Source organism: Desulfovibrio sp. TomC, assembly GCF_000801335.2.
Classification (GTDB): Bacteria; Desulfobacterota; Desulfovibrionia; order Desulfovibrionales; family Desulfovibrionaceae; genus Solidesulfovibrio.
In genome coordinates this window covers 141,417-166,978 of the sequence record NZ_JSEH01000008.1, presented here as the reverse complement: position 1 = coordinate 166,978, position 25,562 = coordinate 141,417, and the positions used below count along the sequence as shown (strand labels likewise).

At 63.2% G+C, this 25,562-nt stretch carries 23 protein-coding genes; 20 read left to right on the top strand and 3 right to left on the bottom strand.

Going from position 1 to position 25,562, the window contains the following annotated elements:
- The first annotated feature begins 219 nt into the window (after positions 1–219).
- The 5 genes from NY78_RS09745 (at position 220) to NY78_RS09725 (ending at position 4,981) form a co-directional block, all read left to right on the top strand.
- Complete coding sequence (locus tag NY78_RS09745; RefSeq protein WP_231583896.1) at positions 220–1,587, top strand: ABC transporter substrate-binding protein; 1,368 nt, start codon at positions 220–222, stop codon at positions 1,585–1,587.
- A gap of 66 nt (positions 1,588–1,653) precedes the next feature.
- Positions 1,654–2,604 (top strand): branched-chain amino acid ABC transporter permease, encoded by a 951-nt coding sequence (locus tag NY78_RS09740; protein WP_043634960.1) that lies wholly within the window; start codon positions 1,654–1,656, stop codon positions 2,602–2,604.
- Position 2,605: 1 nt separating this feature from the next.
- Entirely contained in the window at positions 2,606–3,508 is a 903-nt protein-coding gene (locus NY78_RS09735; protein WP_043634957.1) for a branched-chain amino acid ABC transporter permease, read from the top strand.
- On the top strand, positions 3,505–4,287 hold the full coding sequence (locus NY78_RS09730; RefSeq protein WP_043634956.1) for an ABC transporter ATP-binding protein: 783 nt from the start codon (positions 3,505–3,507) through the stop codon (positions 4,285–4,287). The genes NY78_RS09735 and NY78_RS09730 overlap by 4 nt, the downstream gene beginning before the upstream one ends.
- Positions 4,274–4,981, top strand: coding sequence for an ABC transporter ATP-binding protein (locus tag NY78_RS09725; RefSeq protein WP_043634954.1), 708 nt, complete (start codon positions 4,274–4,276; stop codon positions 4,979–4,981). The genes NY78_RS09730 and NY78_RS09725 overlap by 14 nt, the downstream gene beginning before the upstream one ends.
- A 251-nt stretch (positions 4,982–5,232) precedes the next feature.
- On the opposite strand, the gene NY78_RS09720 is transcribed toward NY78_RS09725, so the two are convergent.
- On the bottom strand, positions 5,233–5,490 hold the full coding sequence (locus NY78_RS09720) for a hypothetical protein (protein ID WP_043634953.1): 258 nt from the start codon (positions 5,488–5,490) through the stop codon (positions 5,233–5,235).
- A gap of 442 nt (positions 5,491–5,932) precedes the next feature.
- On the opposite strand from NY78_RS09720, the gene NY78_RS09715 reads away from it, so the two are divergent.
- The 8 genes from NY78_RS09715 (at position 5,933) to NY78_RS09680 (ending at position 13,313) form a co-directional block, all read left to right on the top strand.
- Complete coding sequence (locus NY78_RS09715; protein ID WP_043634948.1) at positions 5,933–6,700, top strand: IclR family transcriptional regulator; 768 nt, start codon at positions 5,933–5,935, stop codon at positions 6,698–6,700.
- A gap of 54 nt (positions 6,701–6,754) precedes the next feature.
- Positions 6,755–7,888, top strand: coding sequence for an ABC transporter substrate-binding protein (locus tag NY78_RS09710; protein WP_043634944.1), 1,134 nt, complete (start codon positions 6,755–6,757; stop codon positions 7,886–7,888).
- Positions 7,889–7,990: 102 nt separating this feature from the next.
- A complete protein-coding gene (locus tag NY78_RS09705) occupies positions 7,991–8,884 on the top strand; it encodes a branched-chain amino acid ABC transporter permease (RefSeq protein ID WP_043634941.1) in 894 nt (297 codons plus the stop codon).
- Complete coding sequence (locus tag NY78_RS09700; RefSeq protein WP_043634938.1) at positions 8,884–9,921, top strand: branched-chain amino acid ABC transporter permease; 1,038 nt, start codon at positions 8,884–8,886, stop codon at positions 9,919–9,921. Before NY78_RS09705 ends, NY78_RS09700 begins: the two co-directional genes overlap by 1 nt.
- Positions 9,921–10,706 (top strand): ABC transporter ATP-binding protein, encoded by a 786-nt coding sequence (locus NY78_RS09695; protein WP_043634935.1) that lies wholly within the window; start codon positions 9,921–9,923, stop codon positions 10,704–10,706. The genes NY78_RS09700 and NY78_RS09695 overlap by 1 nt, the downstream gene beginning before the upstream one ends.
- The gene (locus NY78_RS09690; protein WP_043634932.1) at positions 10,699–11,403 is read left to right on the top strand and encodes an ABC transporter ATP-binding protein; all 705 of its coding nucleotides are present in this window, start codon (positions 10,699–10,701) and stop codon (positions 11,401–11,403) included. Before NY78_RS09695 ends, NY78_RS09690 begins: the two co-directional genes overlap by 8 nt.
- Positions 11,404–11,595: 192 nt before the next feature.
- Positions 11,596–12,117 (top strand): asparaginase domain-containing protein, encoded by a 522-nt coding sequence (locus NY78_RS09685; RefSeq protein WP_082139952.1) that lies wholly within the window; start codon positions 11,596–11,598, stop codon positions 12,115–12,117.
- Complete coding sequence (locus NY78_RS09680) at positions 12,114–13,313, top strand: threonine ammonia-lyase (RefSeq protein ID WP_043634930.1); 1,200 nt, start codon at positions 12,114–12,116, stop codon at positions 13,311–13,313. Before NY78_RS09685 ends, NY78_RS09680 begins: the two co-directional genes overlap by 4 nt.
- Positions 13,314–13,569: 256 nt before the next feature.
- Here the strand turns inward: NY78_RS09680 and NY78_RS24660 are convergent, their stop codons facing one another.
- Both NY78_RS24660 and lhgO read right to left on the bottom strand, forming a co-directional pair.
- Positions 13,570–14,379: a hypothetical protein gene (locus tag NY78_RS24660; protein ID WP_156180912.1), complete on the bottom strand. Its 810-nt coding sequence runs from the start codon at positions 14,377–14,379 to the stop codon at positions 13,570–13,572.
- A gap of 154 nt (positions 14,380–14,533) precedes the next feature.
- Entirely contained in the window at positions 14,534–15,772 is a 1,239-nt protein-coding gene (gene lhgO / locus NY78_RS09675; RefSeq protein WP_231583894.1) for an L-2-hydroxyglutarate oxidase, read from the bottom strand.
- A 157-nt stretch (positions 15,773–15,929) separates the two neighbouring features.
- Here lhgO and NY78_RS09670 point away from each other — a divergent pair, with 157 nt between their 5' ends.
- The 7 genes from NY78_RS09670 (at position 15,930) to NY78_RS09640 (ending at position 25,309) form a co-directional block, all read left to right on the top strand.
- Positions 15,930–16,550 carry a DUF2238 domain-containing protein gene (locus NY78_RS09670; protein ID WP_043634922.1) on the top strand — a complete coding sequence of 207 codons (621 nt, stop codon included), beginning with the start codon at positions 15,930–15,932 and terminating at the stop codon, positions 16,548–16,550.
- Between the two features lie 1,073 nt (positions 16,551–17,623).
- A complete protein-coding gene (locus NY78_RS09665; protein WP_043635100.1) occupies positions 17,624–18,646 on the top strand; it encodes a molybdopterin-binding protein in 1,023 nt (340 codons plus the stop codon).
- Positions 18,647–18,745: 99 nt separating this feature from the next.
- The gene (locus NY78_RS09660) at positions 18,746–21,478 is read left to right on the top strand and encodes a molybdopterin-dependent aldehyde oxidoreductase (RefSeq protein WP_043634921.1); all 2,733 of its coding nucleotides are present in this window, start codon (positions 18,746–18,748) and stop codon (positions 21,476–21,478) included.
- Between the two features lie 81 nt (positions 21,479–21,559).
- A complete protein-coding gene (locus tag NY78_RS09655) occupies positions 21,560–23,878 on the top strand; it encodes a pyridine nucleotide-disulfide oxidoreductase/dicluster-binding protein (protein ID WP_043634920.1) in 2,319 nt (772 codons plus the stop codon).
- Between the two features lie 5 nt (positions 23,879–23,883).
- The gene (locus NY78_RS09650; RefSeq protein ID WP_043634918.1) at positions 23,884–24,099 is read left to right on the top strand and encodes a DVU_1557 family redox protein; all 216 of its coding nucleotides are present in this window, start codon (positions 23,884–23,886) and stop codon (positions 24,097–24,099) included.
- Positions 24,099–24,869, top strand: a complete 771-nt coding sequence (trsM, locus tag NY78_RS09645) for a DVU_1556 family methyltransferase (RefSeq protein ID WP_047960116.1) — start codon at positions 24,099–24,101, stop codon at positions 24,867–24,869. The genes NY78_RS09650 and trsM overlap by 1 nt, the downstream gene beginning before the upstream one ends.
- The gene (locus NY78_RS09640) at positions 24,866–25,309 is read left to right on the top strand and encodes a DVU_1555 family C-GCAxxG-C-C protein (protein ID WP_043634916.1); all 444 of its coding nucleotides are present in this window, start codon (positions 24,866–24,868) and stop codon (positions 25,307–25,309) included. The genes trsM and NY78_RS09640 overlap by 4 nt, the downstream gene beginning before the upstream one ends.
- Positions 25,310–25,562 lie beyond the last annotated feature (253 nt).

Sequence of the window (25,562 nt, the reverse complement as noted above, 5' to 3'; positions counted from 1 at the left end):
CCTCAATCCATGTTGCTCCGGCGGCCAAAGGGTTTTCCCCCTTTGGCCGCCGGAGCAACAGTGGTTCCTGTCAAGCGACCGTATTGTCCGCCAGGGCCAGGAACCCCTTTAAACACGTCTTCCGCCGAGGGGTCCGGGGGGATCATCCCCCCGGTGGGGTCCGGGGCAAAGCCCCGGCCGCCGGAGGCACGCCCCCGCTCCGGCCGGTTTGACGCTTGTGTGACACCCCCGGCCCCGGTCTGTGGGCCGCTGCCGCCCGATTGGCCGCCGATTGCCCGCCGATTGGCTGATGCGGCCGGTTTTCGGCGCATAAGCCTTGACAGAACCGTCACCATTGCCCAAGAGACATTTTTCACCATCGACGTGCGCGCCAAGTCGCCGCCAACCTTCCTGCCCGGAGGCTCCATGAAGCGTCTCGTTACCGCTTTGGCCCTGGTCCTGTGTGCCGCCCATCCGGCTCTGGCCGACAAGGTGGCCACCCCCATCCCCATCGGCATTGCCGTGGGCCAGACCAGCAACGTCGCTCTCTTTGGCCAGGAGCAGGTCAATGGCGCGAAGATCGCCGAGGAGCGCATCAACGCCGCCGGCGGCGTTGGCGGCACGCCAATCGCCCTGGTCTTCCAGGATACCGCCGGCGACGAAGCCGGAGCGGTCAACGCCTTCCAGAATCTGCTCAACCGCGACAAGGTCGTGGCCATCATCGGACCCACCCTGTCCCAGCAGGCCTTTGCCGCCAACCCCATTGCCGACCGGGCCAAGACCCCGGTGGTCGGCCCCTCCAATACGGCCAAGGGCATCCCCGAGATCGGCGAGTACGTCGGCCGCATCTCCGCCCCCATGACCCAGGTGGCTCCCTACTCGGTCAAGCAGGCCATGAAGATCAATCCGGCCATCAAGCGCGTGGCCGTGCTCTACGCCCAAAACGACGCCTTCTCCTCGTCCGAGACCGTGACCTTCCAGGAAGCGGTCAAGAACCTTGGCCTGGAGACCGTCACCGTCCAGAAGTTCCAGACCACGGACAACGACTTCACCACCCAGGTCACGGCCGTGCTCGGGGCCAATGCCGATCTGGTCATCATCTCCGGTCTGGCCGCCGATTCCGGCAATCTGGTCAAGCAGCTGCGCCAGCTCGGCTACAAGGGCCTGATCGTCGGCGGCAACGGGCTCAATTCCCCCAACATGTTCCCGGTGTGCGGGGCGCTTTGCGCCGACATCCTGGTGGCCCAGGCCTACAGCCCGGCCACGGTGGACAAGAACCCGGTCAACAAGGATTTCGTCGCCGCCTTTGAGGCCGCCTACAAAAAAGGCCCGGCCCAGTTCTCGGCCCAGGCCTACACCGCCGTCCAGGTGGTCGCCGAGGCCCTGGCCAAGATCGAAAAGGAAACCGGCAAGAAGATCGCCGAGTTTGAACTGGCCGATCTGCGTGAGGCGCTCAACAAGTCGCTGCGAACCGGCTCCTACATGACGCCGGTCGGCGAGATCAGCATCCAGCCCTCGGGCGAAGTGGAGCAGAAGGCCTTCTACGTCTCCAAGATCGTCATGAATCCCGACGGCAAGACCGGCTCCTTTGTCCTGGTCTCCGAATAAACCGCCCGATCACGGCGGCGGCCGGGGAGCGGACCGCGCGTCCCGGCCGCCGGAAAAAATGTTCCCATGGATTTTGCCTGGCTCATCCAAAGCCTGCTCAATGGCTTAAGCATCGGTTCGGTCTATGCCGTCTTTGCCCTGGGCTACACCCTGGTCTTCTCCATCCTCGGCATCATCAATTTCGCCCACGGCGCGGTCTTCACCCTGGGGGCCTACCTCACCTACGCCCTGTGCGTGGGGCGCTTTGGCATAAACGGCCTGCTCTCCGACGTCAGTCTGCCGGTGACCCTGCCGTTTTTTGCGGCGCTCCTCGTCGGCGCGCTGCTCTCCGGGCTGGCCGGCATGGCCGTCGAGCGGCTGGCCTTTAAGCCGCTGCGAAAGCGGGGGGCCGATCCGCTGCTGGCCCTGGTCAGCAGCCTGGGCGTGGCCCTCATCGTCGTCAACCTGATCCAATATCTGGTCGGCGCGGAGATCTATTCCTTTCCCTCCGACATCTTCGGCGACCTGCCCATGGCCGTCATCTTCAGCGTCGGCGGCAAGCCCGTGGCCGTGCGCACCATCCAGATCATTCTTTTCGGGGCCAGCCTCGTCATGCTGGTCGGCCTGGGCTGGTTTATCGGCCGCACCCGCGGCGGCAAGGCCCTGCGGGCCACGGCCGAGAACGCCGATACCGCCAGTCTTTTGGGCATCAGCGTCAACCGTTTTATCCTGGGCACTTTTTTCATCTCCGGTCTGCTTGGCGGCCTGTCCGGGACGCTGATCGGCGTCTCGTTCGGCATTGCCGGGCCGTATTTCGGCGTGTCCTACGGCCTCAAAGGTCTGGCGGTCATCGTCCTTGGCGGCCTGGGCAGCATCCCCGGGGCCGTGGCCGGCGGGCTGGTTATCGGTCTTGGCGAGGCCTTTTTGCCGCCGGACCTGAGCTCGTATAAGGAAGCGGTGGCCTTTGTCCTGCTGTTTGCCATTTTGCTGCTGCGGCCCCAGGGCCTGCTCGGCGACCGACTGGAACAAAAGGTCTGATATGTCCGGTTTTTTAGAAAATTACGGTTTCCTGCTGGTCACCATCGTGCAGCAGGCGCTCCTGGGCCTGAGCCTCTATTTCCCGCTCATGGCCGGGCAGCTGTCCCTGGCCAGCATCGGGTTTTATTCCCTGGGCGGCTATGTGGCGGCCATCATGGGCACCCACCCGGCCTTGGCTCCCTGGCGGGAAGCCTTGGGTTTCCTGATGTTTCCCCTGGAGTGGCTCCTCGCCCTGGTGCTTGGCGTGGTGCTTGGCGTCGTGGTCGGCTATCCGGCCCTGCGCCTTCGCGGCATCTATCTGGCCCTGGCCACCATCGCCTTTGTCCAGGTGGTCAACGTGGCCGTGCTCAACATGCCCCTGGCCGGCGGCGCGGTCGGGATCTTCGGCATCCCGCAAGCCTTTGCCTCGCGCCTGGACTACATCTGGTTTTTCGGGCCGCTCTTTTTGCTCACCATGTTTGTCGTTTACCGCATCAGCGCCACCTGCCGGGGGCTGGCCTTTTTCGCCGTGCGCGAGGACGAGCTGGCCGCCGGGGCCATGGGGGTTCGCACCACGGCCAACAAGGTCACGGCCTTTGTCCTGGGCTGCGCCCTGGCTGCCGTCACCGGGGCCATGTCCGCGCCGTTTTTGAACACCTGGAACGCCCGGCAGGGCACGTTTGACGCCTCGGTCACCTGTCTGGCCTACGTGCTGATCGGCGGCTCGCGCTCCATGTGGGGACCGCTTTTTGGCGCGGCCCTGCTGGTCAGCCTGCCCGAACTGCTGCGGCCGCTCAAGGATTCGCGCATGATCTTAAACGGCGTGGTGCTGGTGGCCGTGTGCGTCTATCTGCCCCAGGGCATCATGGGCGGTCTGGCCGCGCTGCGGGCCAGACTGGCTGGCGGCCGGGGAGGTGCGGCATGAGCGAGGCGCTGCTTCTGGCCAAGGACCTGCGCCGTTCCTTTGGCGGCCTTATGGCCGTGTGCGACGTCTCCATCGAGGTGCGCACCGGGGAGATCATGGGCCTCATTGGTCCCAACGGCGCGGGCAAGACCACCTTTTTCAATCTCCTGACCGGCATGACCCGGGCCGACACCGGAACAGTCACCTTTGACGGCCACGACATCACCAGCGCCAAACCCGAAGCCATCGCCGCCCTGGGGTTGGCCCGCACCTTCCAGAACATCCGGCTTTTTGGCGGCCTGTCCCTCATGGACAACGTGCGCGTGGCCGGCCGGGTCCATGCCCGCACCGGGCTTTTGGGCGGCATCCTGGGTACCCCGGCCAGCCGGCGCGAGGACCGGGACAATACCGAAATAGCCTACAATCTGCTGCGTCTGGTCGGACTCGAAGACCGGGCCGCCCACCTGGCCGCCTCGCTGCCCTACGGCGACCGCCGCCGCCTGGAAATTGCCCGGGCCTTGGCCCTTGGCCCCAAGTTGCTGCTGCTCGATGAACCGGCCGCCGGCCTCAATCCGTCCGAGAAGCTCGGACTGGCCGATTTCATCCGCGCCATCAAGGAACACTTCGAGTTGACCGTGCTTTTGATCGAGCACAACGTGCCCATGGTCATGGGCCTGTGCGACCGGGTGATGGTCCTGAATTTCGGGCAGCGGATCGCGGTCGGCACCCCGGAAGAGGTCCAGCGCGACCCGGACGTCATCGAAGCCTATCTTGGAGGGGACGCCCATGGCGCTGCTTGAGGTCGAGGGCTTGTGCGTCAATTACGGCGCGGTTTCCGCCGTGCGCGACGTGTCCCTGTCGGTTGCGGCCGGCGAGATCGTCACACTCATTGGGGCCAACGGCGCGGGCAAGACCACGATTTTGCGGGCGGTCTCCAAGCTGGTCGCCCCGCGCGCCGGGGTGGTGCGTTTTGACGGCCGCGACGTGACCGGCCTGCCGCCCGAGGCCCTGGTGCGCCTGGGCATGGCCCATTCCCCGGAAGGCCGGCAGGTCTTGGCCCAGCAAAGCGTTGGCGACAACCTGGAGCTTGGGGCCTACGTGCGCAAGGATCGGGCCGGGATCGCCAAGGACATGGAGCGCATGTTCGAGCTGTTCCCGCGGCTGTCCGAGCGGCGCAACCAGTCGGCCGGGACGCTCTCCGGCGGCGAGCAGCAGATGCTGGCCATTGCCCGGGCGCTCATGAGCCGGCCGCGCTTGCTGCTCCTTGACGAACCGAGCCTTGGGCTGGCTCCGCTGCTCGTGTCGGAAATCTTCGAGATCATTGCCGGCCTCGGGGCCATGGGCACGACGATATTGCTGGTCGAGCAAAACGCCCGTCTGGCCATGCGGGTGGCGGCGCGCACCTATGTGGTGGAGTCGGGCGGCATTGTCCTGTCCGGCCCGTCGGCCGAGCTGGCCGTGGATGCGCGGGTGACCAAGGCGTATTTGGGCTGACGCAGTTTTGATTTGGAAGAGAAAGCCCCCTGGCCGGCGTGAACCAGGCAGGGGGCACGGGATCGCCATGTTATTTTAACAAATGGGGCCGGGGCCAGGAATTTTCCACGCTAAGGCAGATGTCATAACGCTGCCTGCAAAGGAAACCGGCCTGGCCCTTGATGGTTCCTGCGCCAGGCTGCGAAAGCAGAGCCTTCGCAGCGTGACGCATCTTGCACACCAAGCTGTCGAGTGACGCAACAGCCGTCAAACTATTTCGGCAGCGCCTTCCATTCCTCAATGACCTTTTTGCAGGCCGGAGTGGCTTTCTCTATGTTTTCTGGCTTGGCGACGCATCCCCTGCGGCCGCCACCGCCTTTCTGCACGTCGGCACACGGTCCGCCCGGAGCAATCAGCGCCGCACACTCTTTTTCAAACGCAGCCCTGTTCGCGGTATCAGCAGCTTCATCGGCAGCGAAGGCACTAACGCTGAGCAGCAACAACGAAATCGCGAGCAGAAAGATTCTCATCTCCTTACCTCCTGATCATGTTGAAGTTCACAAGAGTCAGTCCAGTCGAGCAGCCAACCCTCGGACGCGAAATTCGTCCTTTGGTGCAAGCAGGTCTGCCATAAAGTTCAAAAAATCACAAAATAGTGTGCTTGTCCAGTACAAAGATCCTTTCCATCCTCCGCGTGTTCCTTTTGCCGGCCAATCGCGGGAGAGGGGGGCAAGGCCATGGCCAGCGTGTTCATGCTGACCCCCTCGGATGGCAACTGCCGGGCCAATTGGGCATGGAGGCACCCGCCCCTCCCCGAACAATCGCCATAATTGTGACCTTTTTCCCGAACGCTTCCCGAAACCTCCCCGGAACCTTTGACAGCCGCCCCGACTCCGGGTATCACACAACCGGTCCGAGTGTTCCGCCAGTCGGAACGACGGTTCACATTTTTAGCAATCGGAGCCGATTTTCGTGTCAGGAAAGGCCAATATCTCCGAATCCCTGGCCAAAGGGCTGCTCATCCTCGATTTGTTCGGCATCGAGGACGCCGGCTTCACCCTAAGCGAAATCGCCGCCCGTGTGGGCATCAGCAAAACCTCCGCCCACCGCTACGTCACCACCTATTGCGAACAGGGCTATCTGGCCCGCGACCCCCGCTCGGGCCTCTACCGCCTGGGCGTGCGCACCCTGGCCCTGGCCCAGTCCATGATCGAACAAAGCGAACTGGTGCGCCTGCTGCGACCTCTGGTCGATGAAGCCGCCGCCCGGCACGGTCTCCATATCGACGTCGGCATCCTGGCCAACGACGCCATCTATCTCATTTATCGCCGCGATTCCGCCGACACCCACGCTTTCCGGTCGTTTAGCTACGCCTCGGCCCTGCATTATCTGGCCGCCGGCAAGGCCGCCATGGCCTTTATTGAGCCGCGCGCCCTGGCCGAACTGATGGACCGCCTGGAACTGGTCGCCAAGACCGACCGCACCATCACCGACAAGGCCGTGCTCGAAGCCGAACTCGCCCAGGTGCGCGAACTGGGCTTTGCCCGCAATAACGAAGAATCGCTGCCCGGCCTCATTGCCATCGGCGCGCCGCTTTTCTCCCTGCGCACCGGCAACGTGGTCGGCGCAGTGAGCTTTGACTCGTCCACCGCCACCTATTCCATGCAGGAGTTCGAACGCCTCTTCGCCGGCTATCTGGTGGAGTTGGCCAAGAAGATATCGGCTGTTGTTTCGTTGTAAGCGCCGGAGCGGTTTGTGACGCCGGCGGCAACCCGTAATTGTGGAGGAATCCTCATGCGCAAAATGATGCTTTTGTGCCTGGCCCTGGTTTTCGCCTTCGCCAACACGGCGCTTTGCGCCGACGACACCATCAAGATCGGCGTGTTCCTGCCGCTGACCGGCCAGAACGCCTTTGGCGGCCAGTTGGAACTCGAGGGCGTGCAGATGGCCGCCAAAGAGAATCCGACCGTGCTCGGCAAAAAGATCGAGCTGTTTGTCGTGGACAACAAGTCCGATAAGGTCGAGTCGGCCAACGCCGTCAAACGCCTGATCGAGAAAGAAAAAGTCCAGGCCATCATCGGCACCTACGGCTCCTCCCTGGCCATGGCCGGCGGCGAAGTCTCGGAAAAGGCCGGCATCCCCCAGGTCGGCACCAGCTGCACCAACCCGCTGGTCACCCAGGGCAAGAAGTACATCTTCCGCGTGTGCTTCATCGACCCCTACCAGGGCGCTGGCGCGGCCACCTATGCCTACAAGACCCTGGGCCTCAAAACCGCCGCCATGCTGGTGGACGTGGCCAACGACTACTCCGTCGGCCTGTCGAAGTACTTCAACAAGTCGTTTACCAAGCTCGGCGGCAAGGTCGTCTCCACGCTCAACTACCAGTCCGGCGACCAGGACTTCACCGCCCAGCTGACCAAGATCATCTCCGAAAAGCCTGATGTCCTGTTTATCCCCTCCTACTTTGCCGAGGGCGCCATCATCATGAAGCAGGCCAAGGAACTGGGCGCGACCTTCAAGATCATGGGCGGCGACGCCATGGACAACCCCGAGATCACCGCCATCGGCGGTTCCGCCGTGGAAGGGTTCGTCCACACCACCTTCCCCTATGACCCGTCCATGAAGAACATGACCCCCATGGCCAAGAAGTTCACCGAAGGCTGGAAGGCTGCCTACCCGGACAAGGAACCCAACGTGAACGCGGCCCTGGGCTATGACGCCTACATGATCATCCTCGACGCCATCACCCGCGCCGGCAAGGCCGACCCCGAATCCATCGCCAAGGCGCTGGCCGCCACCAAGGGCTTCCAGGGCGTCACCGGCGCAACGACCATCAACGAGACCCACGACGCCGAAAAGCCCGTGGGCCTGGTCATCATCAAGGACGGCAAGAAGGTCTACGAAGGCGAGATCACCCCGGAACTCTAAACCGTCGACCGTGTAGAGCGAAGGGACGGGCCGCCTGCCAGGCGGCCCGTCCCCCGCACCGTCCGGGCGGCCGGCGGCCAAGACACAAGCAAGGATTTCCGCATGAACCTGGCGATGTTCATCCAGCATATGCTCAACAGCCTGACGCTCGGCAGTCTCTATGCCCTGGTCGCCATCGGCTACACGATGGTCTACGGCATCCTGCGCCTGATCAACTTCGCCCACAGCGAAATGTTCATGCTCGGGGCCTATTTCGTTTTCTGGGGCATCACCCTCGGCCATCTGCCCTGGCCCGTGGCCATGGCCATTGCCATTGCCGTCACGGCCACCCTCGGCGTCATTGTCGATCAGGTGGCCTACCGGCCGCTGCGCGACGCCCCCCGTATTTCGGCGCTCATAAGCTCCATTGGCGTCTCATTTTTTCTGCAAAACGTGGCCATTGTGTTCTTCCAGGCCATCCCCCGCGAGGTCTACCGGCCCAAATGGCTCGAAGACCCCATCATCACGCACGGGGTGCGCATCCTGCCGCTGACGCTGTTCGTGCCGCTTCTGTCCCTGGCGCTCATGCTCGTTTTGATCTGGATCGTTTACCGCACCAAGGCCGGCCTTGGGATGCGGGCGATCAGCAAGGACATCGAGACGAGCTACCTGATGGGCGTGCCGGTCAACCGCATCATCGCCCTGACCTTTGGCATCGGCACGGCCCTGGCTGCCGCCAGCGGCATCATGTGGGCGCTGCGCTACCCCCAGCTCCAGCCCATCATGGGCACCATCCCGGGGTTCAAGGCCTTTATCGCGGCGGTTTTCGGCGGCATCGGCTCCATTCCGGGCGCGGTCATCGGCGGGCTGGCCCTGGGATTTATTGAGATCATGACCGTGGCCTTTTTCCCTGATCTGGCCGGTTACCGGGACGCTTTCGCCTTCGTGCTGCTCATCCTGGTCCTCATGGTCAAGCCGACCGGGCTTCTCGGCGAACGTCTGGAGGATAAAGTCTGATGCGACGCGGGCAAACCATACTGCTTAATTGTCTGGCCGTGATCGCTGCCGGACTGTTTCTGTGGCTGGCCAAGGATTCGTTCGACGGCTACAAGATCCAGATTTTAAACCTCATCGCCATCAACATCATCCTGGCCCTGTCGCTCAACCTCATCTACGGCTTCACCGGTCTTTTCAGCCTCGGCCACGCCGGGTTCATGGCCATCGGAGCCTATGTCTGCTCCATTCTGATCATGACCCCGGACCAGAAGGACATGCTGTTTATTCTGGAGCCGGCCTATGACTGGGTGCAAAACGCCCATCTTCCCTTTCTGGCGGCCGTTATTGCCGGCGGGCTGGCAGCGGCCCTCGCCGGGGTCATCGTCGGCTACCCGCTCCTGCGCCTGGGCGACGACTACCTCGGCATCGCCACCCTGGGCTTTGCCGAGATCGTGCGCGTCCTGGCCAACAACTTCCCCCGCCTCACCAACGGCGCGCTCGGGTTCAAGGGCATCCCGGATTATGCCAACCTGTGGTGGAATTTCGGCTGGTGTCTGGTCACCCTCTACGTCATCGTACGCCTGCTCCAGAGCAACACCGGCAATGTCTTAAAAGCCATCCGCGACGACGAGGCCGCCGCCCGGGCCATGGGCGTCAACGTCTTTCGCTACAAGCTGCTGTCCTTTTCCGTGGGCGCGTTTTTCGCCGGCGTCGGCGGGGCGCTCCTGGCCAGCCTGCTCACCACCATCGATCCCAAGATGTTTCTTTTTACCCTCACCTTCAACATCCTCATGATCGTGGTGGCCGGTGGCCTCGGGTCCCTAAGCGGCACCATCATGGCCGGCATCGGCATCACCGTCATGCTGGAGTGGCTGCGGGTGGTGGAAAACCCGGTGGACCTCTTCGGCTTCGAGCTGCCGGGCGTCCCGGGCATGCGCATGGTGGTGTTCTCGTTGGCGCTCATCATGATCATTTTGTTTCGACGCGAGGGCCTTATGGGCATGCGTGAACTGAGCTGGCAATCGCTTACCAGAGTCTTTTCCCGGGGGAAGGCGTAATGGCAAACGACATCATCCTTTCCACTGAGGACGTGACCATGCGCTTTGGCGGGTTGGCCGCGGTGACCGACTTTTCCATAGCGGTCAAACGCGGGGCCATCGCCGGCCTGATCGGTCCCAACGGCGCCGGCAAGACCACCTGCTTCAACATGATCACCGGCTTTTACAAGCCGACCACCGGCCGCATCGTCTACGAGGGCCGCGAGGTTTCCGGTCTGGCCCCGCACACGGTCTGCAAGGCCGGCATCGCCCGGACCTTTCAGAACATCCGGCTTTTCGGCAACGAGACGGTGCTCGAAAACGTCATGATCGGCCGCCATCTGCGCCAGAAAACCGGCTGGCTCCAGGCCGTGCTCTTTACCCCGGCCTACCTGCGCGAAGACAAGGCCATGCGCAGCCATTGCCTGGAACTGCTCGACGCCGTGGGATTGGCCGATCTGGCCGACGACAAGGCCAACAGTCTGGCCTACGGAGCTCAGCGCCGCCTGGAAATCGCCCGCGCCTTGGCCACCGATCCCGGCTTTTTGCTCCTCGACGAGCCGGCCGCCGGCATGAACCCCCAGGAGTCCGAAGACCTCATGGGCTTTGTGCGCACCATCCGCGACGACTTCAACCTGACCATCCTGCTCATCGAACACGACATGAAGGTGGTCATGGGTATTTGCGAACACATCTGGGTCCTGGACTACGGCGTCACCATCGCCCAGGGCAACCCCGAGGCCATCCGCCACGATCCCAAGGTGATCCTGGCCTACCTCGGCGAGGAGGCGCTCGACCATGCTTGAGATCCGCGACCTGCATGTCCATTACGGCGGCATCCACGCCCTCAAAGGCATCTCCCTGGATGTGCCCAAAGGCTCGGTGGTGACGCTTATCGGGGCCAACGGGGCCGGCAAGAGCAGCACGCTGCGGGCCATTGCCGGGCTGATCAAGAACAAGCGCGGCCACATCAGCTGGAACGGCGTGGACATTTCCGGGAAAAATCCCGTGGACATCGTCAAGGCCGGGATCGTCATGTCGCCGGAAGGCCGGCGTATTTTCGCCCACCTGACCGTGCTGGAAAACCTGCACCTCGGGGCCTACAGCCGCAGCGACAAGCCGGCTATCGCCAAGGACATCGAATGGGTCTTCGAGCTGTTCCCGCGTCTGTCCGAACGCTGTAACCAGAAGGGCGGCACCCTGTCCGGCGGCGAACAGCAGATGCTGGCCGTGGCCCGGGCGCTCATGAGCGCGCCCAAACTCGTCATGCTCGACGAGCCGAGCCTGGGGCTGGCTCCGCTCTTGGTCAAAGAGGTCTTCTCCATCATCCGCATGATCAACGACCGGGGCATGACGGTACTCCTCGTCGAGCAAAACGCCTACGCGGCCCTCAAGGTCGCCCATCAGGCCTACGTGCTCGAAACCGGGTCCATCACCCTGTCCGGCACCGGCGAGTCGCTCATCGCTGACGCCCGGGTGCGCGAAGCGTATTTGGGGGGGTAAGGACGAGAAAAGAGAAGAGGGAGATGCCTCCGGCGGCCGGGGGGGATAATCCCCCCGGACCCCCTTGCTGGGGAAAGTTTTTTAAGGGTTTTGGGGGGCTGGCCGGCCAGCCGGTCGGTTGGGGACCGGGACAGCCCCTTGAAAAGACGGCTGTGGGCTGCTTGGCGCACACAGCTATAAATGGGGAAAAAAGTGAAATTAGCCGTCTATTCCATGGGCGGGACCATCGACAAGGTCTACTTCGACGACCTGTCCAACTACACCGTGGGCGAACCGCAGGTTCGGGCCATCCTGACCCAGGCCGGGGTGGATTTCGATTTTACCGTCACGGAAGTGACCCGCAAGGACAGTCTCTACGTCACCCCGGCCGAGCGCGAGGAACTGCGCTGGCTGATCGCCGCCGACCCCTGCCCCCATGTGCTCGTCACCCATGGCACCGACACCATGACCGAGACCGCCTTGGTGCTGACCAATGTTCCCGGCAAGACCATCGTCCTGACCGGGGCCATGAGCCCGGCCCGGTTCGCGGCCTCGGACGCGACCTTTAACGTCGGCTGCGCCGTGGGCGCGGTCTGGTCCCTGCCGCCCGGGGTCTATATCGCCATGAGCGGCCGGGTGTTTGCCGCCGGGGCAGTGCGCAAAAACCGGGAGCGGGGCCGTTTCGAGGCCCTGGACGCCGCTGCCGGCGCTGTCGGCCAAGAGAGTGGAAAATGATCGAACTTGCCGATGTCTGGGCCGCCGAGGCCCGTTTGTCCCCCCGGCTGCGGGTCACGCCCTTTTTGCATTCCCAGGTGCTCTCGGCCATGACCGGAGCTTACGTCCTGGTCAAATTCGAGAACCATCAGTTCACGGCGTCCTTTAAAGAGCGCGGGGCGCTCAACAAGCTTTTAACGCTCACCGACGACGAACGCGCCCGCGGCGTGTCGGCCATGTCCGCCGGCAACCATGCCCAGGGCGTGGCCTACCACGCCAAACAGCTGGGCATTCCGGCCACCATCATCATGCCGGCCCACACTCCGTCGGTCAAAGTGGAGCATACCAAGGCCCACGGGGCCGAGGTGGTCCTGGCCGGCGACACCCTGGTCGAGGCCAGCGAGGAAGCGGCCCGGATTACGGCCGCACGCGGCCTGACCTTTATCCATCCGTTCGACGACGCCATGGTCATGGCTGGCCAGGGCACGGTGGCGCTCGAAATGTTGTCGGCCCAGCCGGACCTGGACGTCATTGTCACGCCCATTGGCGGCGGCGGCCTTATTTCCGGCGTGGCCACAGCGGCCAAGGGCCTGCGTCCCGGCATCGAGGTCTTCGGCGTCCAGGCTTCGTGTTATCCGTCGATGCTGTGCGCCATGCGCGGCGAACCGCCGACCGGCACAGGCAACACCATTGCCGAGGGCATCGCGGTCAAATACCCGGGCGCACTGACCACGGAAGTGGTGCGGGCCAGGGTGGACGACGTGCTGGTGGTGGATGAGCCGCGCCTGGAGCAGGCCGTGGCCCTGTATCTCTTTATCGAAAAGACCGTGGCCGAAGGGGCCGGGGCTGCGCCCCTGGCCGCCTTGCTGGCCTATCCCGAACGCTTTGCCGGCAAAAAGGTCGGGCTGGTTTTAAGCGGCGGCAACATCGACCCGAGGCTCCTGGCCTCGGTCATCATGCGGGAACTGATCCGCGAGGGCCGGGTGGTGACCCTGCGCCTGCCCATTTCCGACCGTCCGGGCACGCTGGCCCAGGTCACGGCCGTTTTGCGCGACTGCGGGGCCAACATCATGGAGATCCAGCACCACCGCACCTTGCTGGCCTTGCCGGCCAAGGAGGCCAGCCTGGAAATCTCCTTCGAGGCCCGCGACCGCGAACACGGCGAGTCCGTGGTGGCGGCCCTGGTCGCGGCCGGATTTGCGCCGCTGGTGCTCTGATTTTCCCGTTGCTGCCAACGGACAGGCAAAGGCCGGGACATGCGCCCCGGCCTTTTTTATGGTGCGGGTGGTGGAGGGCTGTGGCAGCGAATATCAGGCTTTTAAACGAGGGCTCAATCCGATGATCTCCAAGATGTTGGGCGATGATTCATTGCGTGGTCGATTCAGGTAAAACGAACAGAACAAATGTTTGTGTCTTGTTTCAAGTTGGCAACGTGATTAGGTTAGATATAGAGGACGCACATGTTGCTTTATGCTAGAATTCATTTTTCCCATCTTCCCTGTAAGCATACTCAATGGATATCCTGTCGTTACTAATGCTATTGACAATAAATTTTACATACGATTTCCCGTCACGAGTTCGTAAGCAATAGACGGTACTTTGTTTGGGTTCTATCCAATGGAATTTATAGCCAGTTAGAGGACATGGCTTTGAATTGTCTAAGGTAAAGTCGTTGGTTTGGATGACTTCTCCGTTCGCGGCGTCAATTCCAGTCGCGTTTTTATTATATGGTGGTTGGTCGTGTTGGACAAAAAATCTCATTCCTGTTTGACCAGGGCTTGCGGCAAGGATATCTGCGTCTCCAGAGTACCAATCTACAACTTGCTGTTTTCTGAAGTTAAAACCACTTTTCGCTGGTTCAGGAAAGCCATCGTGTAAAATAATTGACCCAGAAATTAATGGAGAGAGAGGTCGTGGAGGAGGTGTAGACTTGGGATGAAACAGTGAGTGTGACAATACAAGTGTTATAAAAAAGGCGGCTATTCCGCCTCCAGCACTAAATAATATAGGATTTTGTTTGACATAAGGAATGTTTATTTTGCCTTTAACAGCGGCGTGTCCACCGATAAATGAATATGATAGGCCAATTGAAAATGAAAAAACAATTTCTATTAGATTTTTTATGTCATCAGGAATGCTTGTCTGCTTATTAACTGTCAGAAGGATAATGTATCCCATGAAGAATATGATTGCAATTAGTCCGATTGCAAAACCACATACAAGAACCCAGGTGGAGGCAAGTAAGGAATCCTTGGGTTGGAGAGCTGGATCCTGTGTGTTCATTTTGTCCCCTTTCGCAGCGGTTTTGCGTGTGTCGCTACGGGTGCGACGGAGAAAGCCAGAGTGTGGTCTGTATTATTTTTGTTAGATGATATATTTATAGCATTTTGATTAGTACTTGAATATCGCTTTGTCGACGGGCTTGTCAAACGAATACTTATATCACACCGCTGGCGGCAACGATCATCTCGGCAAAGGCGAAGCTGCCGGTGAAGGCCGGGGAGATGGCGTTTAGGACGTGCAGTGACCGGGCGTCGCCTTCCAAGATATAGTCCATTTCCAGGCGGCCCTCGGCCAGATTGACGAGCTGGGGCCGGATGCCGGCCTTGTTCGTGGGCACGAGGTCGTCGATGCCAAGCGAAGGCATGAGCCGCTGGGCGCAGCGGTGGAAGTGCGCCTTGGCGTATTTGCGCAGCTCCGTGTGGGCCAGATTTCGAAAATGGTCGACGTCGGCCAGATACAGGCGAGCCAGCCGGACCAGGATCGCGGCTGCTTCCAGGGGCCGCGCCCCGGCCAGGAGGCCGTAGTTCTCGCGGCCAAGGGCCGGGATGGCTGTGGGGCCGACGTACACGTCGCCGCTGATGCCCCGGGTGAAATGGACGCCGAGAAAGGGCATGGCGATGTCGGGCACCGGATAGATGTTGCCGCGAACGCGGGCGGCGCTGGCCGGGGCGAGCTTCCAGTAAATGCCTTTGAACGGAACCAGGGCATAGGCCCGGGCAAAGCCGTAGGCCTTGGCCAGGACGTCGGCATAGGCCCCGCAGCAGTTGAATAAAAAGCCGGCGGCAATGGGACCGGTCGTGGTGGCAATGGCCCCGTCCGGTCCTGGCCCGGCCACCCGGCGCTGGAAGAAAAAACGGACGCCGGCGTCGCGCAAGCGGCCGGCCAGGGTCGCCATGACGCCTTGGATGTCGATGACCGCCGTGTCCGGACAGTGGATGGCGGCCACGGCCTCGGGCGGCGCGGCCGGCTCCAGCGCCAAAAGAGTCCGATTGTCGATGCGTTCGGCCCGGATGCCGCCGGCCCGGGCGTTGGCGAGCAGGCGTTCCACCACCGGCAGTTGGGCCGGATCGGTGGCCGCCAGCACCTTGCCGCAGCGGTCAAGCCGGATGCCGTGCTCGGCGGCGAACTCGGCCATGCGTCGGCCGCCGACGGCGCAGACTTGGGCCTTTTTCGTGTCGCTGCCGTAGTACAGGCCACAGTGGAGCACGCCGCTGTTGCGGCCGCTGGCGTGGCGTCCGGGGGCGGGTTCCTTTTCGACGACGGCGAGGCGGGCGGTCGGGGCGCGGCGCAGTACGGCAAGCGCCGTGGTCAGGCCGACGATGCCGGCTCCGGCGATGACGAAATCGAAGTGGTCCATGGCGGATTGCTTGCCGCTTTCGACGTTTTTTCGCAACCCGGCGGCCCCTGCCGGCCTGGCTTGGCAACGCGGCCTGGCTTGGCAACGCGGCCTGGTTGTCGGCCGTTTCGACCTGGGGTAGTTCTGGCAAAGCGGTGATTCGCCGCCGGCCCGGCCTGGGCCGGCGCAGAGCCGGCGGCAGGAAGGAGGCGGCGTGGACAGACGGTTTCCCGAGATTTTGGCGGCAACGTTCGTGGTCTTTTTTGTGGCCCTGGGTCTGGCCCCGGTCTCGCGCCAGGTCTGGTGGGCGGAGAACATCCCGGTCATGGCCGTCTTTTTGTATTTTGCGGCGACCAGCCGGCGGTTCCGGTTTTCCAACCTGGGCTACGCCCTGATGGCCGTCTGGCTCTTTTTGCACACCATCGGCGGGCACTACACCTTTGCCAACGTGCCCTTTGGCTTTGTTACCGACCTCTTTGGCTTCTCGCGCAACCACTTCGACCGGCTGGCCCATTTCACCGTGGGCTTTTACGCCTTTGCCCTGGCCGAATACCTCTGGCGCAGGCGCTTGGCCCATCCGGTCGTCATCGCCGTCTTTGCCGTCACCGTGATCATGGCCGTGGCCTGCGCCTATGAGATCATCGAATGGTGGTACGCCGTGGCCGAGGGCGGCGAGGCCGGGGTGGAGTTTCTGGGCAGCCAGGGCGATGTCTGGGACGCCCAGAAGGATATGCTGGCCGACACGTTGGGGGCGTTTTTTGCGGTGGGTCTGTTCTGGTTGTATCGCCGGCAATTGCCGGTAGACGCCGACGCCCCGGCCGGTCTGCCCCGCTAGACCGGCTTGAGCGGGGCCGCCCGGGGCTGTTTTGACTCCGGGCGCAGCGGCCGCCGGCCAGGCCCCTCCCCAGAGATCGTCTCCGGAGGCGACGCCGGCCGGCTGGTCTGTGGCGCAGCCCGATCTCCCTGTCCGAAAGCCGCTCCTTCCAGCCTTTCTGCCGCTGTCGCGCCGGCTTTGGCTGTGAGCCGCAGGCCGTCCAGGGGAATGTTTCTTCCGGTTTCTCCGCTTGCATTGCCTGTTTCTGTGGCCGTCGCGCTGACCTTCCGGCCGCGCCGGCATCCTGATGCGCCTTGCCTGCCGCGACAAAATGTCCCTTTGGGGCAATGCAGCTGTCCGTTATTCGATCAACTCGCCGTGCTTCTCGTCCCCTTCATCGATGTTATAATTAGCCTAATCGATGTCGGCCTGCGAAGGACCACTGCTCTGTCGCTTTTTGACCCATTTGCCGGGCCAAATTGACCCAAAAGTCCCATTTTTTAAAAATTCATTTTATTCCGGTGTGTTGGCTGCTGTTAGCTGGCAACTCCCAGGGACCCTGCCTCGGCAGCGGGGTCACCATGTCTATTGGGAATGAGGCCGTAAGCCGACTGCGATTGGCATAAGCCGCCTGGACCATGGAGAAGTGCCATTGGCCTGTATATTGCTATTTCAGTGTGAGTGCAGTGTTTGTGTTAAGTTAAATACAACACTAGGATGATGTTAAAAAAAGCATGAAGAAGAGAGACTGGAGCACTCACAAGCGCGCAAGAGCGGAAATTTTTGCATGAACTATGTTTTGATTAGCATAAAATAGGGTTCGGAAAAGCGGCTGCAACAGGCCGAAGCGATGCAGCGAGCCGGTATTGAAAATGACAGAGACAGGCCGGCCCCGACAGGCGTCAGGGCAACGGCCAGGGGCCCGGGCGAACCGCAACGTCCCTGTCCGAGTCGTGAGAGAGAGCCGTTTTCGGCCCCGGCCGGACCAGATCGGCAGGCAACGCCCGGGTGGAGCCACGAAACCAGCAACCGCAAGGGAAGCACAACGCGCCATGAACGCCACACAAGCCGCACCGCGCCATAAAAACGCCCCCATGCGCAGCATACCCGTCCATCATGCCGCCGGCATGGTCCTTTGCCATGACATCACCCGCATCGTGCCGGGCGAGGGCAAGGGGCCGGCCTTTCGCAAGGGGCACGTCATCGAGGTCGGCGACATCGATGCCCTGCTGCGTCTGGGCAAGGAACATATCTATGTCTGGGATCTGGCCGAAGGATTTCTGCACGAGGACGATGCCGCCCGCCGCATGGCCGAGGCCATAGCCGGGGAGGGCGTCGCCTTTTCGGCTCCCTGCGAAGGCCGCATCAACCTGCTGGCCGCCCGGTCCGGACTGCTCACCGTAGACGCGGACATCTTGCGGCGGCTCAATTCCATCGAGGAAGTCACCATCGCCACCATGCACGGCAATGTGGTGGTCGGGCCGGGCCAGATGCTGGCCGGCACCCGGGTGGTGCCGCTGGTGGTGGACGAGGCCAAGATCGACGCGGTGGAAGCCTGCTGCGCCGAGTACGGTCCGGTGGTGCAGGTGCGCCCCTTCCGGCCGCTGCGCGTCGGCGTGGTGACCACCGGCGGCGAGGTTTACCATGGCCGCATCAAGGACGCCTTCGGGCCGATTTTGCGCCGCAAGTTCGAGGAATTGTCCTGCACCGTCATCCGCCAGATCTTCGTCCCCGACGATCAGGACATGACCGTGCGGGCCATTAACCGCCTTATTGAAGAAGGCGCGGACATGATCGCCGTCACCGGCGGCATGTCGGTCGATCCCGACGATCTCACCCCGTCGTCCATCCGGGCGGCCGGCGGCGAGGTGGTCACCTACGGTTCCCCCACCTTCCCCGGGGCCATGTTCATGCTGGCCTATCTCGGCGAGATCCCCGTGGTCGGGCTGCCCGGCTGCGTCATGTACCACAAGGCCAGCATCTTCGATCTGACCGTCCCAAGGCTCGTGGTTGGGCAGCGCCTGACCCGGGCCGATATTGTGGAGCTTGGACACGGCGGCTTGTGCGCCATGTGTCCCCAATGCCGCTACCCCGCCTGCGGTTTTGGCAAGGGATAGCGGCCGGCACAGGATCAAATGCCGCGCATCCGGAGCAAAACCCGGGGGCGCGGCCTCGGAAACGCGACAAACCCTCAACCCGAAACGGAGCGAGACGACATGCAGGAAAAAATTCTCATCGTAAACGGCTATGAGCGCAAACTCATTGTCGATCCGGATGCGTTTTTGTCTGATGTGCTGCGCAATCAACTGCACTTAAACGGCGTCAAGGTCGGCTGCGCCCAGGGCCAGTGCGGCGCCTGCTCGGTCATCATCGACGGCAAAGTCACCCGGGCCTGCATCACCAAGATCCGCCGCCTGGCCGACTACGCCAACGTGACCACCATTGAAGGCCTCGGCAACCCGGCCACCCTGCACCCCCTGCAGACCGCCTGGGTTGTCCACGGTGCGGCCCAGTGCGGCTTTTGCACCCCCGGTTTCATCCTGTCGGCCAAGGGCCTTTTGGACGAAAATCCCAAGCCCAGCCGTGAGGACGTCCGCAACTGGTTCCAGAAGCACAAAAACGTGTGCCGTTGCACCGGCTACATCCCCCTGGTCGATGCCGTCATGGACGCCGCCAAGGTCCTGCGCGGTGAAATGACCCTTTGCATCAACCACAACATGCCGGCCGACGGCAACATCTTCGGTTCGCGCGCTCCGCGTCCCTCGGGCGTGGCCAAGGTCACCGGCCAGTGGATGTTCGGCGACGACCACAAGAACTCCCTGCCCGCCGGCACGCTGCATCTGGCCATTGTCGAAGCCCGCGTGTCCCACGCCAAGGTCAAGGGCGTCGACACCGCCGAAGCCCTCAAGATGCCCGGTGTGCACAGCGTCATCACTGCCAAGGACGTCAAGGGCAAAAACCGCATCACCGGTCTGATCACCTTCCCCACCAACAAGGGTGACGGTTGGGATCGTCCGATCCTGTGCGACGAGAAGGTCTTCCAGTACGGCGACGCCATCGCCCTGGTCGCGGCCGACTCCGAAGCCAATGCCCGCGCTGCCGCCGAGATGGTCAAGGTCGACCTGGAAGTCCTGCCGGCCTACATGAGCGCCCCGGCGGCCATGGCCGACGACGCCATCGAAATCCATCCCGGCACCCCCAACACCTATTACGAGCAGAACCACGCCAAGGGCGCCGAAGTGGCTCCGTTCTTCGCCGATACGGCCAAGTACGAAGTCGCCTACGGCGAATACTACACCCAGCGCCAGCCCCACCTGCCCATCGAGCCTGACGTAGGATTTGCCTACACCAACGACGAGGGCAAGCTGGTCATCCACTCCAAGTCCATCGGCCTGTACCTGCACCTGTACATGATCGCCCCGGGCCTGGGCGTTGAGCCGGAAAATCTGGTCCTCGTCCAGAACCCCACCGGCGGCACCTTCGGCTACAAGTTCAGCCCCACCATGGAAGCCCTGGTCGGCGTCGCCGCCATGGTCACCGGCCGCCCGGTGCACCTGCGCTACAACTACGCCCAGCAGCAGTACTACACCGGCAAGCGCTCCCCGTTCTGGACCAAGGGCAAGATCGCGGTCGACAAGGCCACCAAGAAGATCGTTGCTTCCGATATGGAATGGATCGTTGACCACGGTCCCTATTCCGAGTTCGGCGATCTGCTCACCCTTCGCGGTTCGCAGTACTGGATGGCCGGTTACGGCATCCCCAACATGCGCGCCAAGGGCTACTGCGTGGCCACCAACCATGGTTGGGGTTCGGCCTTCCGCGGCTACGGTTCGCCGGAAATCATGTTCCCGTCCGAAGTGCTCATGGACGAAATGGCCGAAAAGCTCGGCATGGATCCCCTGGAATTCCGGTATATCAATGCCTACCGTCCGGGCGACACCACCCCGACCGATCAGGTGCCCGATTCCTGGACGCTGCCCGAGATGATCGACATCATGCGTCCCAAGTACAAGGAAGCCCTGGCCAACGCCAAAAAGAACTCCACCGCCACCCATAAAAAGGGCGTCGGCGTGGCTATCGGCATCTACGGTTCCGGCCTTGACGGCCCGGATTCCGCCGGCGCCGACGCCGAGATTCATGCCGACGGCTCCGTGACCATCTACAACACCTGGCAGGATCACGGCCAGGGTTCGGATCTGGGCACGCTCGGCTTCGCCCATGAGACCTTGAAGCCCATGGGTATCTGCGCCAGCAAGATCAAGCTGGTCCTTAACGACACGAGCAAGTGCCCCAACTCCGGCCCGGCCGGCGGCTCGCGCTCCAACGTCGTGGTCGGACAGGCCATCATCAACGCCTGCCAGCAGCTCGTGGCCGCTTGCAAGAAGGCCGACGGCACCTATCGCACCTACGACGAACTGGTCAAAGAAGGCCTCAAGACCCGTTACAACGGCACCTGGACCGCTCCGGCCAAGGATTGCGACGCCAACGGTCTCGGTTCCCCGTTCTGCTGCTACATGTACGGCCTGTTCCTGGCCGAAGTGACTGTCGAGCTGGCCACCGGCAAGACCGTGGTCGACAAGATGGTCCTGGTCGAAGACATCGGCACCATCAACAACCGTCAGACCGTCGACGGCCAGAACTGGGGCGGCTTGGCCCAGGGCATCGGCCTGGCCCTGTCCGAGGACTTCGAGGACATCAAGAAGCATTCGTCGCTTGCCGGCGCGGGCGTGCCCTACATCAAGGACATCCCGGACGCTTTGGAACTGATCTACGTCGAGTCCCCGCGTGAGCACGGCCCCTACGGCAACTCCGGCGTCGGCGAAGTGCCGCTGTGCGGCCCGCACCCGGCCATCATCAACGCCATCTACAATGCCTGCGGCGTGCGCATCCGCCACCTGCCGGCCTACCCCGAGAAGGTGCTGGCTGGTCTCAAAGCCCTTGGCAAATAAGACCGTTTCCCGCATCCTGACCTAACCCCGACGGGGCGGGCGCTTGCCGCCCGTCCCGTCTTTTCAACAGGGAGGGTACGCATGGACCAGCAGGGTTTGCACGATATCGAATACCGTTGCATTCAGGAGGAACAGCCCGCCTGTCAGGCCGCCTGCCCCCTGCATGTCGATGTTCGCAAATTCATGACCGTCGTGCGGACCGGCGATATGGCCGGCGCGCGAAAAATTCTTGACCGCACCCTGCCCCTGCCCACGGTTTTCGGCCGGATTTGCGACCACCTCTGCCAGGCGAAGTGTGTTCGCGCGGCCATCGACGACCCCTTGCGCATGGGTTCCCTTGAACGCACGGTCATAAACGCCACCGGGCCGGCGGCCAAACCCCTGTCCATGCCGGGCAAGGGCAAACGGGCAGCGGTCATGGGCGGCGACGTGAGTGCGCTGACCGTGGCCTGGGATCTTGGCAAGAAGGGCTACGGCGTGGACGTCTACGTGGCCGGCGCGGCTGCGGGCGGCCATCTGCTGACCCTGGGCGCATTGCTGCCGCCGGGGACCCTTGAGGCCGAACTGGCCGTCATGGGCCGCATGAACGTGACCTTCCATCCGGGGCAGAGCCTGGATATGGCCGCCTTGGAGCGGTTTTCGGGCGAATACGACGCCGTCTATGTCGAAGCGCTCGACACAAATTTCCTGTCTGTCGGCCGCGAGGCCGCAGACGCCCTGACCCTGGCCCTGTCTGGCCGGGAGGGTGTTTTCTGCGGCGGTTTTGTCGTTCCCGGACAACCGCTTTCCGTCATCAATCTGGCCGGCGAAGGCCGCAAGGCCGCCGTGTCCATGGACCGGCACATGGCCGGCGTGTCCGTCACCGCCTCCCGGGAGCGCGAGGGGGCCTGCCCGACGCGCCTTTTTACCAATACCAAGGGCGTTATCCCCATCCCGGCCGTGGCTCCGGCCGATCCGGCCAGCGGCCTGACCCCGGACGAAGCCAAGGCCGAAGCCGCCCGGTGTCTGGAATGCCAGTGCCTGGAGTGCGTCAAATCCTGCACCTATCTGGCCAAGTACAAGGGCTATCCTAAGGTCTACGCCCGCCAGATCTATAATAATCTTTCCATTGTCCAGGGCGCGCGCTCCTACAATCAGATGATCAATTCCTGCGCCATGTGCGGCCAGTGCGAGGAGCTGTGCCCGTCGGGCTTTTCCATGCCCGACCTCATTGGGGCTGCCCGGCGCGACATGGTTTCGCGCGGCAAGATGCCGCTTTGGGCCCATGAGTTCGTCCTGGAGGACATGGCCTTTTCCCAGTCGGAGGCCTTTCGCCTCCTGCGGGCCGCACCGGGCGAGGCGACGTGCTCCCACCTCTTTTTTCCTGGCTGTCAGCTCGGTGGCGATCCGGCCGCGTCCGTCCCTGCGGTGTATGCCCATCTGCGGGCCGGCCTGGCCGGCGGCGTGGGCCTGGGGCTGGCCTGCTGCGGCGCGCCGGCCTGGTGGGCCGGCCGACAGGATCTGGCCGAGGCGGCCATGGCTGCCTTTCGCTCCGATTGGGAGGCCCTTGGCAAGCCCCGGGTCATAGCCGCCTGTGCCTCCTGTCAGGCCATCTTCGCCCGCATGGCTTCCGACATCCCCGTGGTTTCCTTGTGGCGGGTTCTTCTGGACGAGACCGGCCTGCCCGAGTCGGGCGGCGTCCCGCGCCCGGCCGGCCCGGTGGCTGTCCACGACGCCTGCACCGGTCGCCACGATACGGCCGCCTTGGCCGCTGTGCGTGAAATTCTCGGCAAGATCGGCCTGACCGTGGAGGAACTCCCGGCCTCGGGCCGGCTGGCCTCCTGCTGCGGCTTTGGCGGACTGCAAGCCAATGCCCACCCGGAACTGGCCGCCGAGACCATTGCCCGGCGCGTGGCCGAAAGCCCGCGCGACTTCGTGGCCACCTGCTCCATGTGCCGCGACCGTTTGGCCGGAGCCGGCAAGCGGACCTACCATCTCCTCGATTTGCTTTTCCCAGGGGGGGCGGGCGGTCCGAGCGACCCGGCCGACCGGCCCGATCCTGGCTTTTCCTACCGCCACGAGGCCCGGGCGCGGCTCAAGCGCCTGCTTCTCGAAACCGTGTGGCACGAGCCCCAGCCCCCTGAAACGCCGCCGGCCCTGCCGCTTGTCATCCCCGACGCCGTGCGCCGGGTCATGGAAGCGCGCCATGTGCTCGATACCGACGTGGCCCGCACCGTGGCCCATGCCGAGGCCACCGGCCGCAAGTTTACCGACAAAACCACCGGCCGCCATCTGGCCGGGTTTGCCACGGCGCGCGTCACCTACTGGGCGCTCTATGAACTGATCGACGGCGCGGCCCATGTGCATGCCGCCTACAGCCACCGCATGAACGTCTCCGGCGTGGACCGGCAGGAGGGCTGACAGTCATGAACGATACGCCGATCTATCTGCCCGAATCCGGCGACTGGCAGTGCGCCGCCTGCGGCCAGGACCTTGTCCCGGCCCCGGTTGGGGTCACCTATCTCCAGGGCGGCTTCACCATTACGCTCATGACCTGTCCGGCCTGCGGCCTGTCGCTGGTGCCGGAGTTTCTGGCCGTGGGCAAAATGTTTGAGGTGGAGCAGCTGCTGGAGGACAAGTGATGGCCCTGCGCGAGCCGTTGCCACGGCTCGGGGAACCTGTTGCGCCGCCGGGACGTCCCCCGGAACGCATCAGGGAAAAACCCTATGAGCGGGCGGACGTGCGCCGGGCCACGGGCGGAGCCATCCGGCCCGGCGGCCTGACCTTGACCGAACGGGCCTTGGACCTCATTCCCTTTGCCGCCGGCGCACTGCTACTCGACTGCGGCTGCGGGGCCGGGGCAACCCTGGCGCGCCTGGACGACGGCGGGTTTTGCGGCCTGGGCCTGGATCTTTCCCCGCTGTTGGCCGCCGAGGCCGCCGGTCGGGTCCCTGGCCGGGTGCTGTTGGCCGAGGCCGGCCGGCTGCCGCTGGCCGAGGCCGCCTTTGACGGCGTTTTTTGCGAATGCGTGCTCTCGGCCCTGCCTGATGCCGAGGCGGCCCTGGCCGAAATCACCCGGGTGCTGATTCCCGGCGGATTTTGCATCGTTTCCGACCTCTATCTGCGGGCCGGTTCTCCGGGCTGCGGCGGACAGGGCCTGGGCTGCGCCGCCGGAGCCGTGCCCCGGGACGTGGCCGAGGCCCGTTTCCTGCGCCATGGCCTGACGCCGGTCCTGTTCGAGGACCACACCAAACTGCTCGTCGATCTTTCCTGCCGCCTCGTTTTCGAACTCGGTTCGGCCCGGGAGGTCATGGCCGTGCTGACCGGGCGGGAACCAGCCTGTGACGGGACCAGCGAAAAACCCCACCTGGGCTATGGCCTGTGGATCAGCCGCAAGGAGGTGTCCGTATGAATCCCACGCTGCTCGAAATCCTGCCGCTTGCACACAAAGGCTACTGCTGCAGCCAGATCCTGGTGCTTCTGGCTCTGGCCGCCCAGGGCCGCGAAAACCCCGAACTGGTGCGCGCTTCCATGGGCCTTTGCCACGGCATGGGCGGCACGGGCGGCGCCTGCGGCATCCTGACCGGCAGTTGTCTGGCCCTTGGCCTCTATATCGGCAAAGGCCGCGACGACGAAATCCCCTTTGAACAAGGCGACGCCCTCGTCTCGGATTTCGTGGACTGGTTCACCGAACGGGTCAAAGACGACTACGGCGGCATCACCTGCGCCGCCATCTTAAACGACGGCAAACCCGATCCCAGCCGCTGCGGCGGGCTTATGGCCGACGCCTGGAACCATATCCTGGAACTCCTCGTCAGCTACGACATCGACCCGGCCGAAGGCCGGGAGTAGAGTGATGGGAGGGGAAGAGAAGACCGGGGGGAAACCTTTCTGGAAGAAAGGTTTCCCCCCGGACCCCCTTTCCAAAGACTTTTCATGGGGGGCTGGCGCGGGCGGCGGGAGGCCGTCGCCTGACTGGCAAGCATGGTCTTTGTTATTACGGGACGGGAAACACCTGAAGTTGCCTGGACGAACTTCGGACCTGAGGCGTAGCGGGTAAATGGCGCATTAAAAAATTACCCCTTTGCAGGGGTCCGGGGGGATC

Excerpts from the sequence above, each read along its gene's own strand:
- NY78_RS09695 (WP_043634935.1), top strand. The coding sequence starts at position 9,921 with ATGGCAAACGACATCATCCTTTCCACTGAGGACGTGACCATGCGCTTT.
- NY78_RS09650 (WP_043634918.1), top strand. The coding sequence starts at position 23,884 with ATGAACGATACGCCGATCTATCTGCCCGAATCCGGCGACTGGCAGTGC.
- NY78_RS09700 (WP_043634938.1), top strand. The coding sequence starts at position 8,884 with ATGCGACGCGGGCAAACCATACTGCTTAATTGTCTGGCCGTGATCGCT.
- NY78_RS24660 (WP_156180912.1), bottom strand. The coding sequence starts at position 14,379 with ATGAACACACAGGATCCAGCTCTCCAACCCAAGGATTCCTTACTTGCC.
- NY78_RS09740 (WP_043634960.1), top strand. The coding sequence starts at position 1,654 with ATGGATTTTGCCTGGCTCATCCAAAGCCTGCTCAATGGCTTAAGCATC.
- NY78_RS09660 (WP_043634921.1), top strand. The coding sequence starts at position 18,746 with ATGCAGGAAAAAATTCTCATCGTAAACGGCTATGAGCGCAAACTCATT.
- NY78_RS09680 (WP_043634930.1), top strand. The coding sequence starts at position 12,114 with ATGATCGAACTTGCCGATGTCTGGGCCGCCGAGGCCCGTTTGTCCCCC.
- NY78_RS09730 (WP_043634956.1), top strand. The coding sequence starts at position 3,505 with ATGAGCGAGGCGCTGCTTCTGGCCAAGGACCTGCGCCGTTCCTTTGGC.
- trsM (WP_047960116.1), top strand. The coding sequence starts at position 24,099 with ATGGCCCTGCGCGAGCCGTTGCCACGGCTCGGGGAACCTGTTGCGCCG.
- NY78_RS09710 (WP_043634944.1), top strand. The coding sequence starts at position 6,755 with ATGCGCAAAATGATGCTTTTGTGCCTGGCCCTGGTTTTCGCCTTCGCC.
- NY78_RS09720 (WP_043634953.1), bottom strand. The coding sequence starts at position 5,490 with ATGAGAATCTTTCTGCTCGCGATTTCGTTGTTGCTGCTCAGCGTTAGT.
- NY78_RS09640 (WP_043634916.1), top strand. The coding sequence starts at position 24,866 with ATGAATCCCACGCTGCTCGAAATCCTGCCGCTTGCACACAAAGGCTAC.
- NY78_RS09735 (WP_043634957.1), top strand. The coding sequence starts at position 2,606 with ATGTCCGGTTTTTTAGAAAATTACGGTTTCCTGCTGGTCACCATCGTG.
- NY78_RS09725 (WP_043634954.1), top strand. The coding sequence starts at position 4,274 with ATGGCGCTGCTTGAGGTCGAGGGCTTGTGCGTCAATTACGGCGCGGTT.
- NY78_RS09655 (WP_043634920.1), top strand. The coding sequence starts at position 21,560 with ATGGACCAGCAGGGTTTGCACGATATCGAATACCGTTGCATTCAGGAG.
- NY78_RS09690 (WP_043634932.1), top strand. The coding sequence starts at position 10,699 with ATGCTTGAGATCCGCGACCTGCATGTCCATTACGGCGGCATCCACGCC.
- NY78_RS09705 (WP_043634941.1), top strand. The coding sequence starts at position 7,991 with ATGAACCTGGCGATGTTCATCCAGCATATGCTCAACAGCCTGACGCTC.
- NY78_RS09665 (WP_043635100.1), top strand. The coding sequence starts at position 17,624 with ATGCGCAGCATACCCGTCCATCATGCCGCCGGCATGGTCCTTTGCCAT.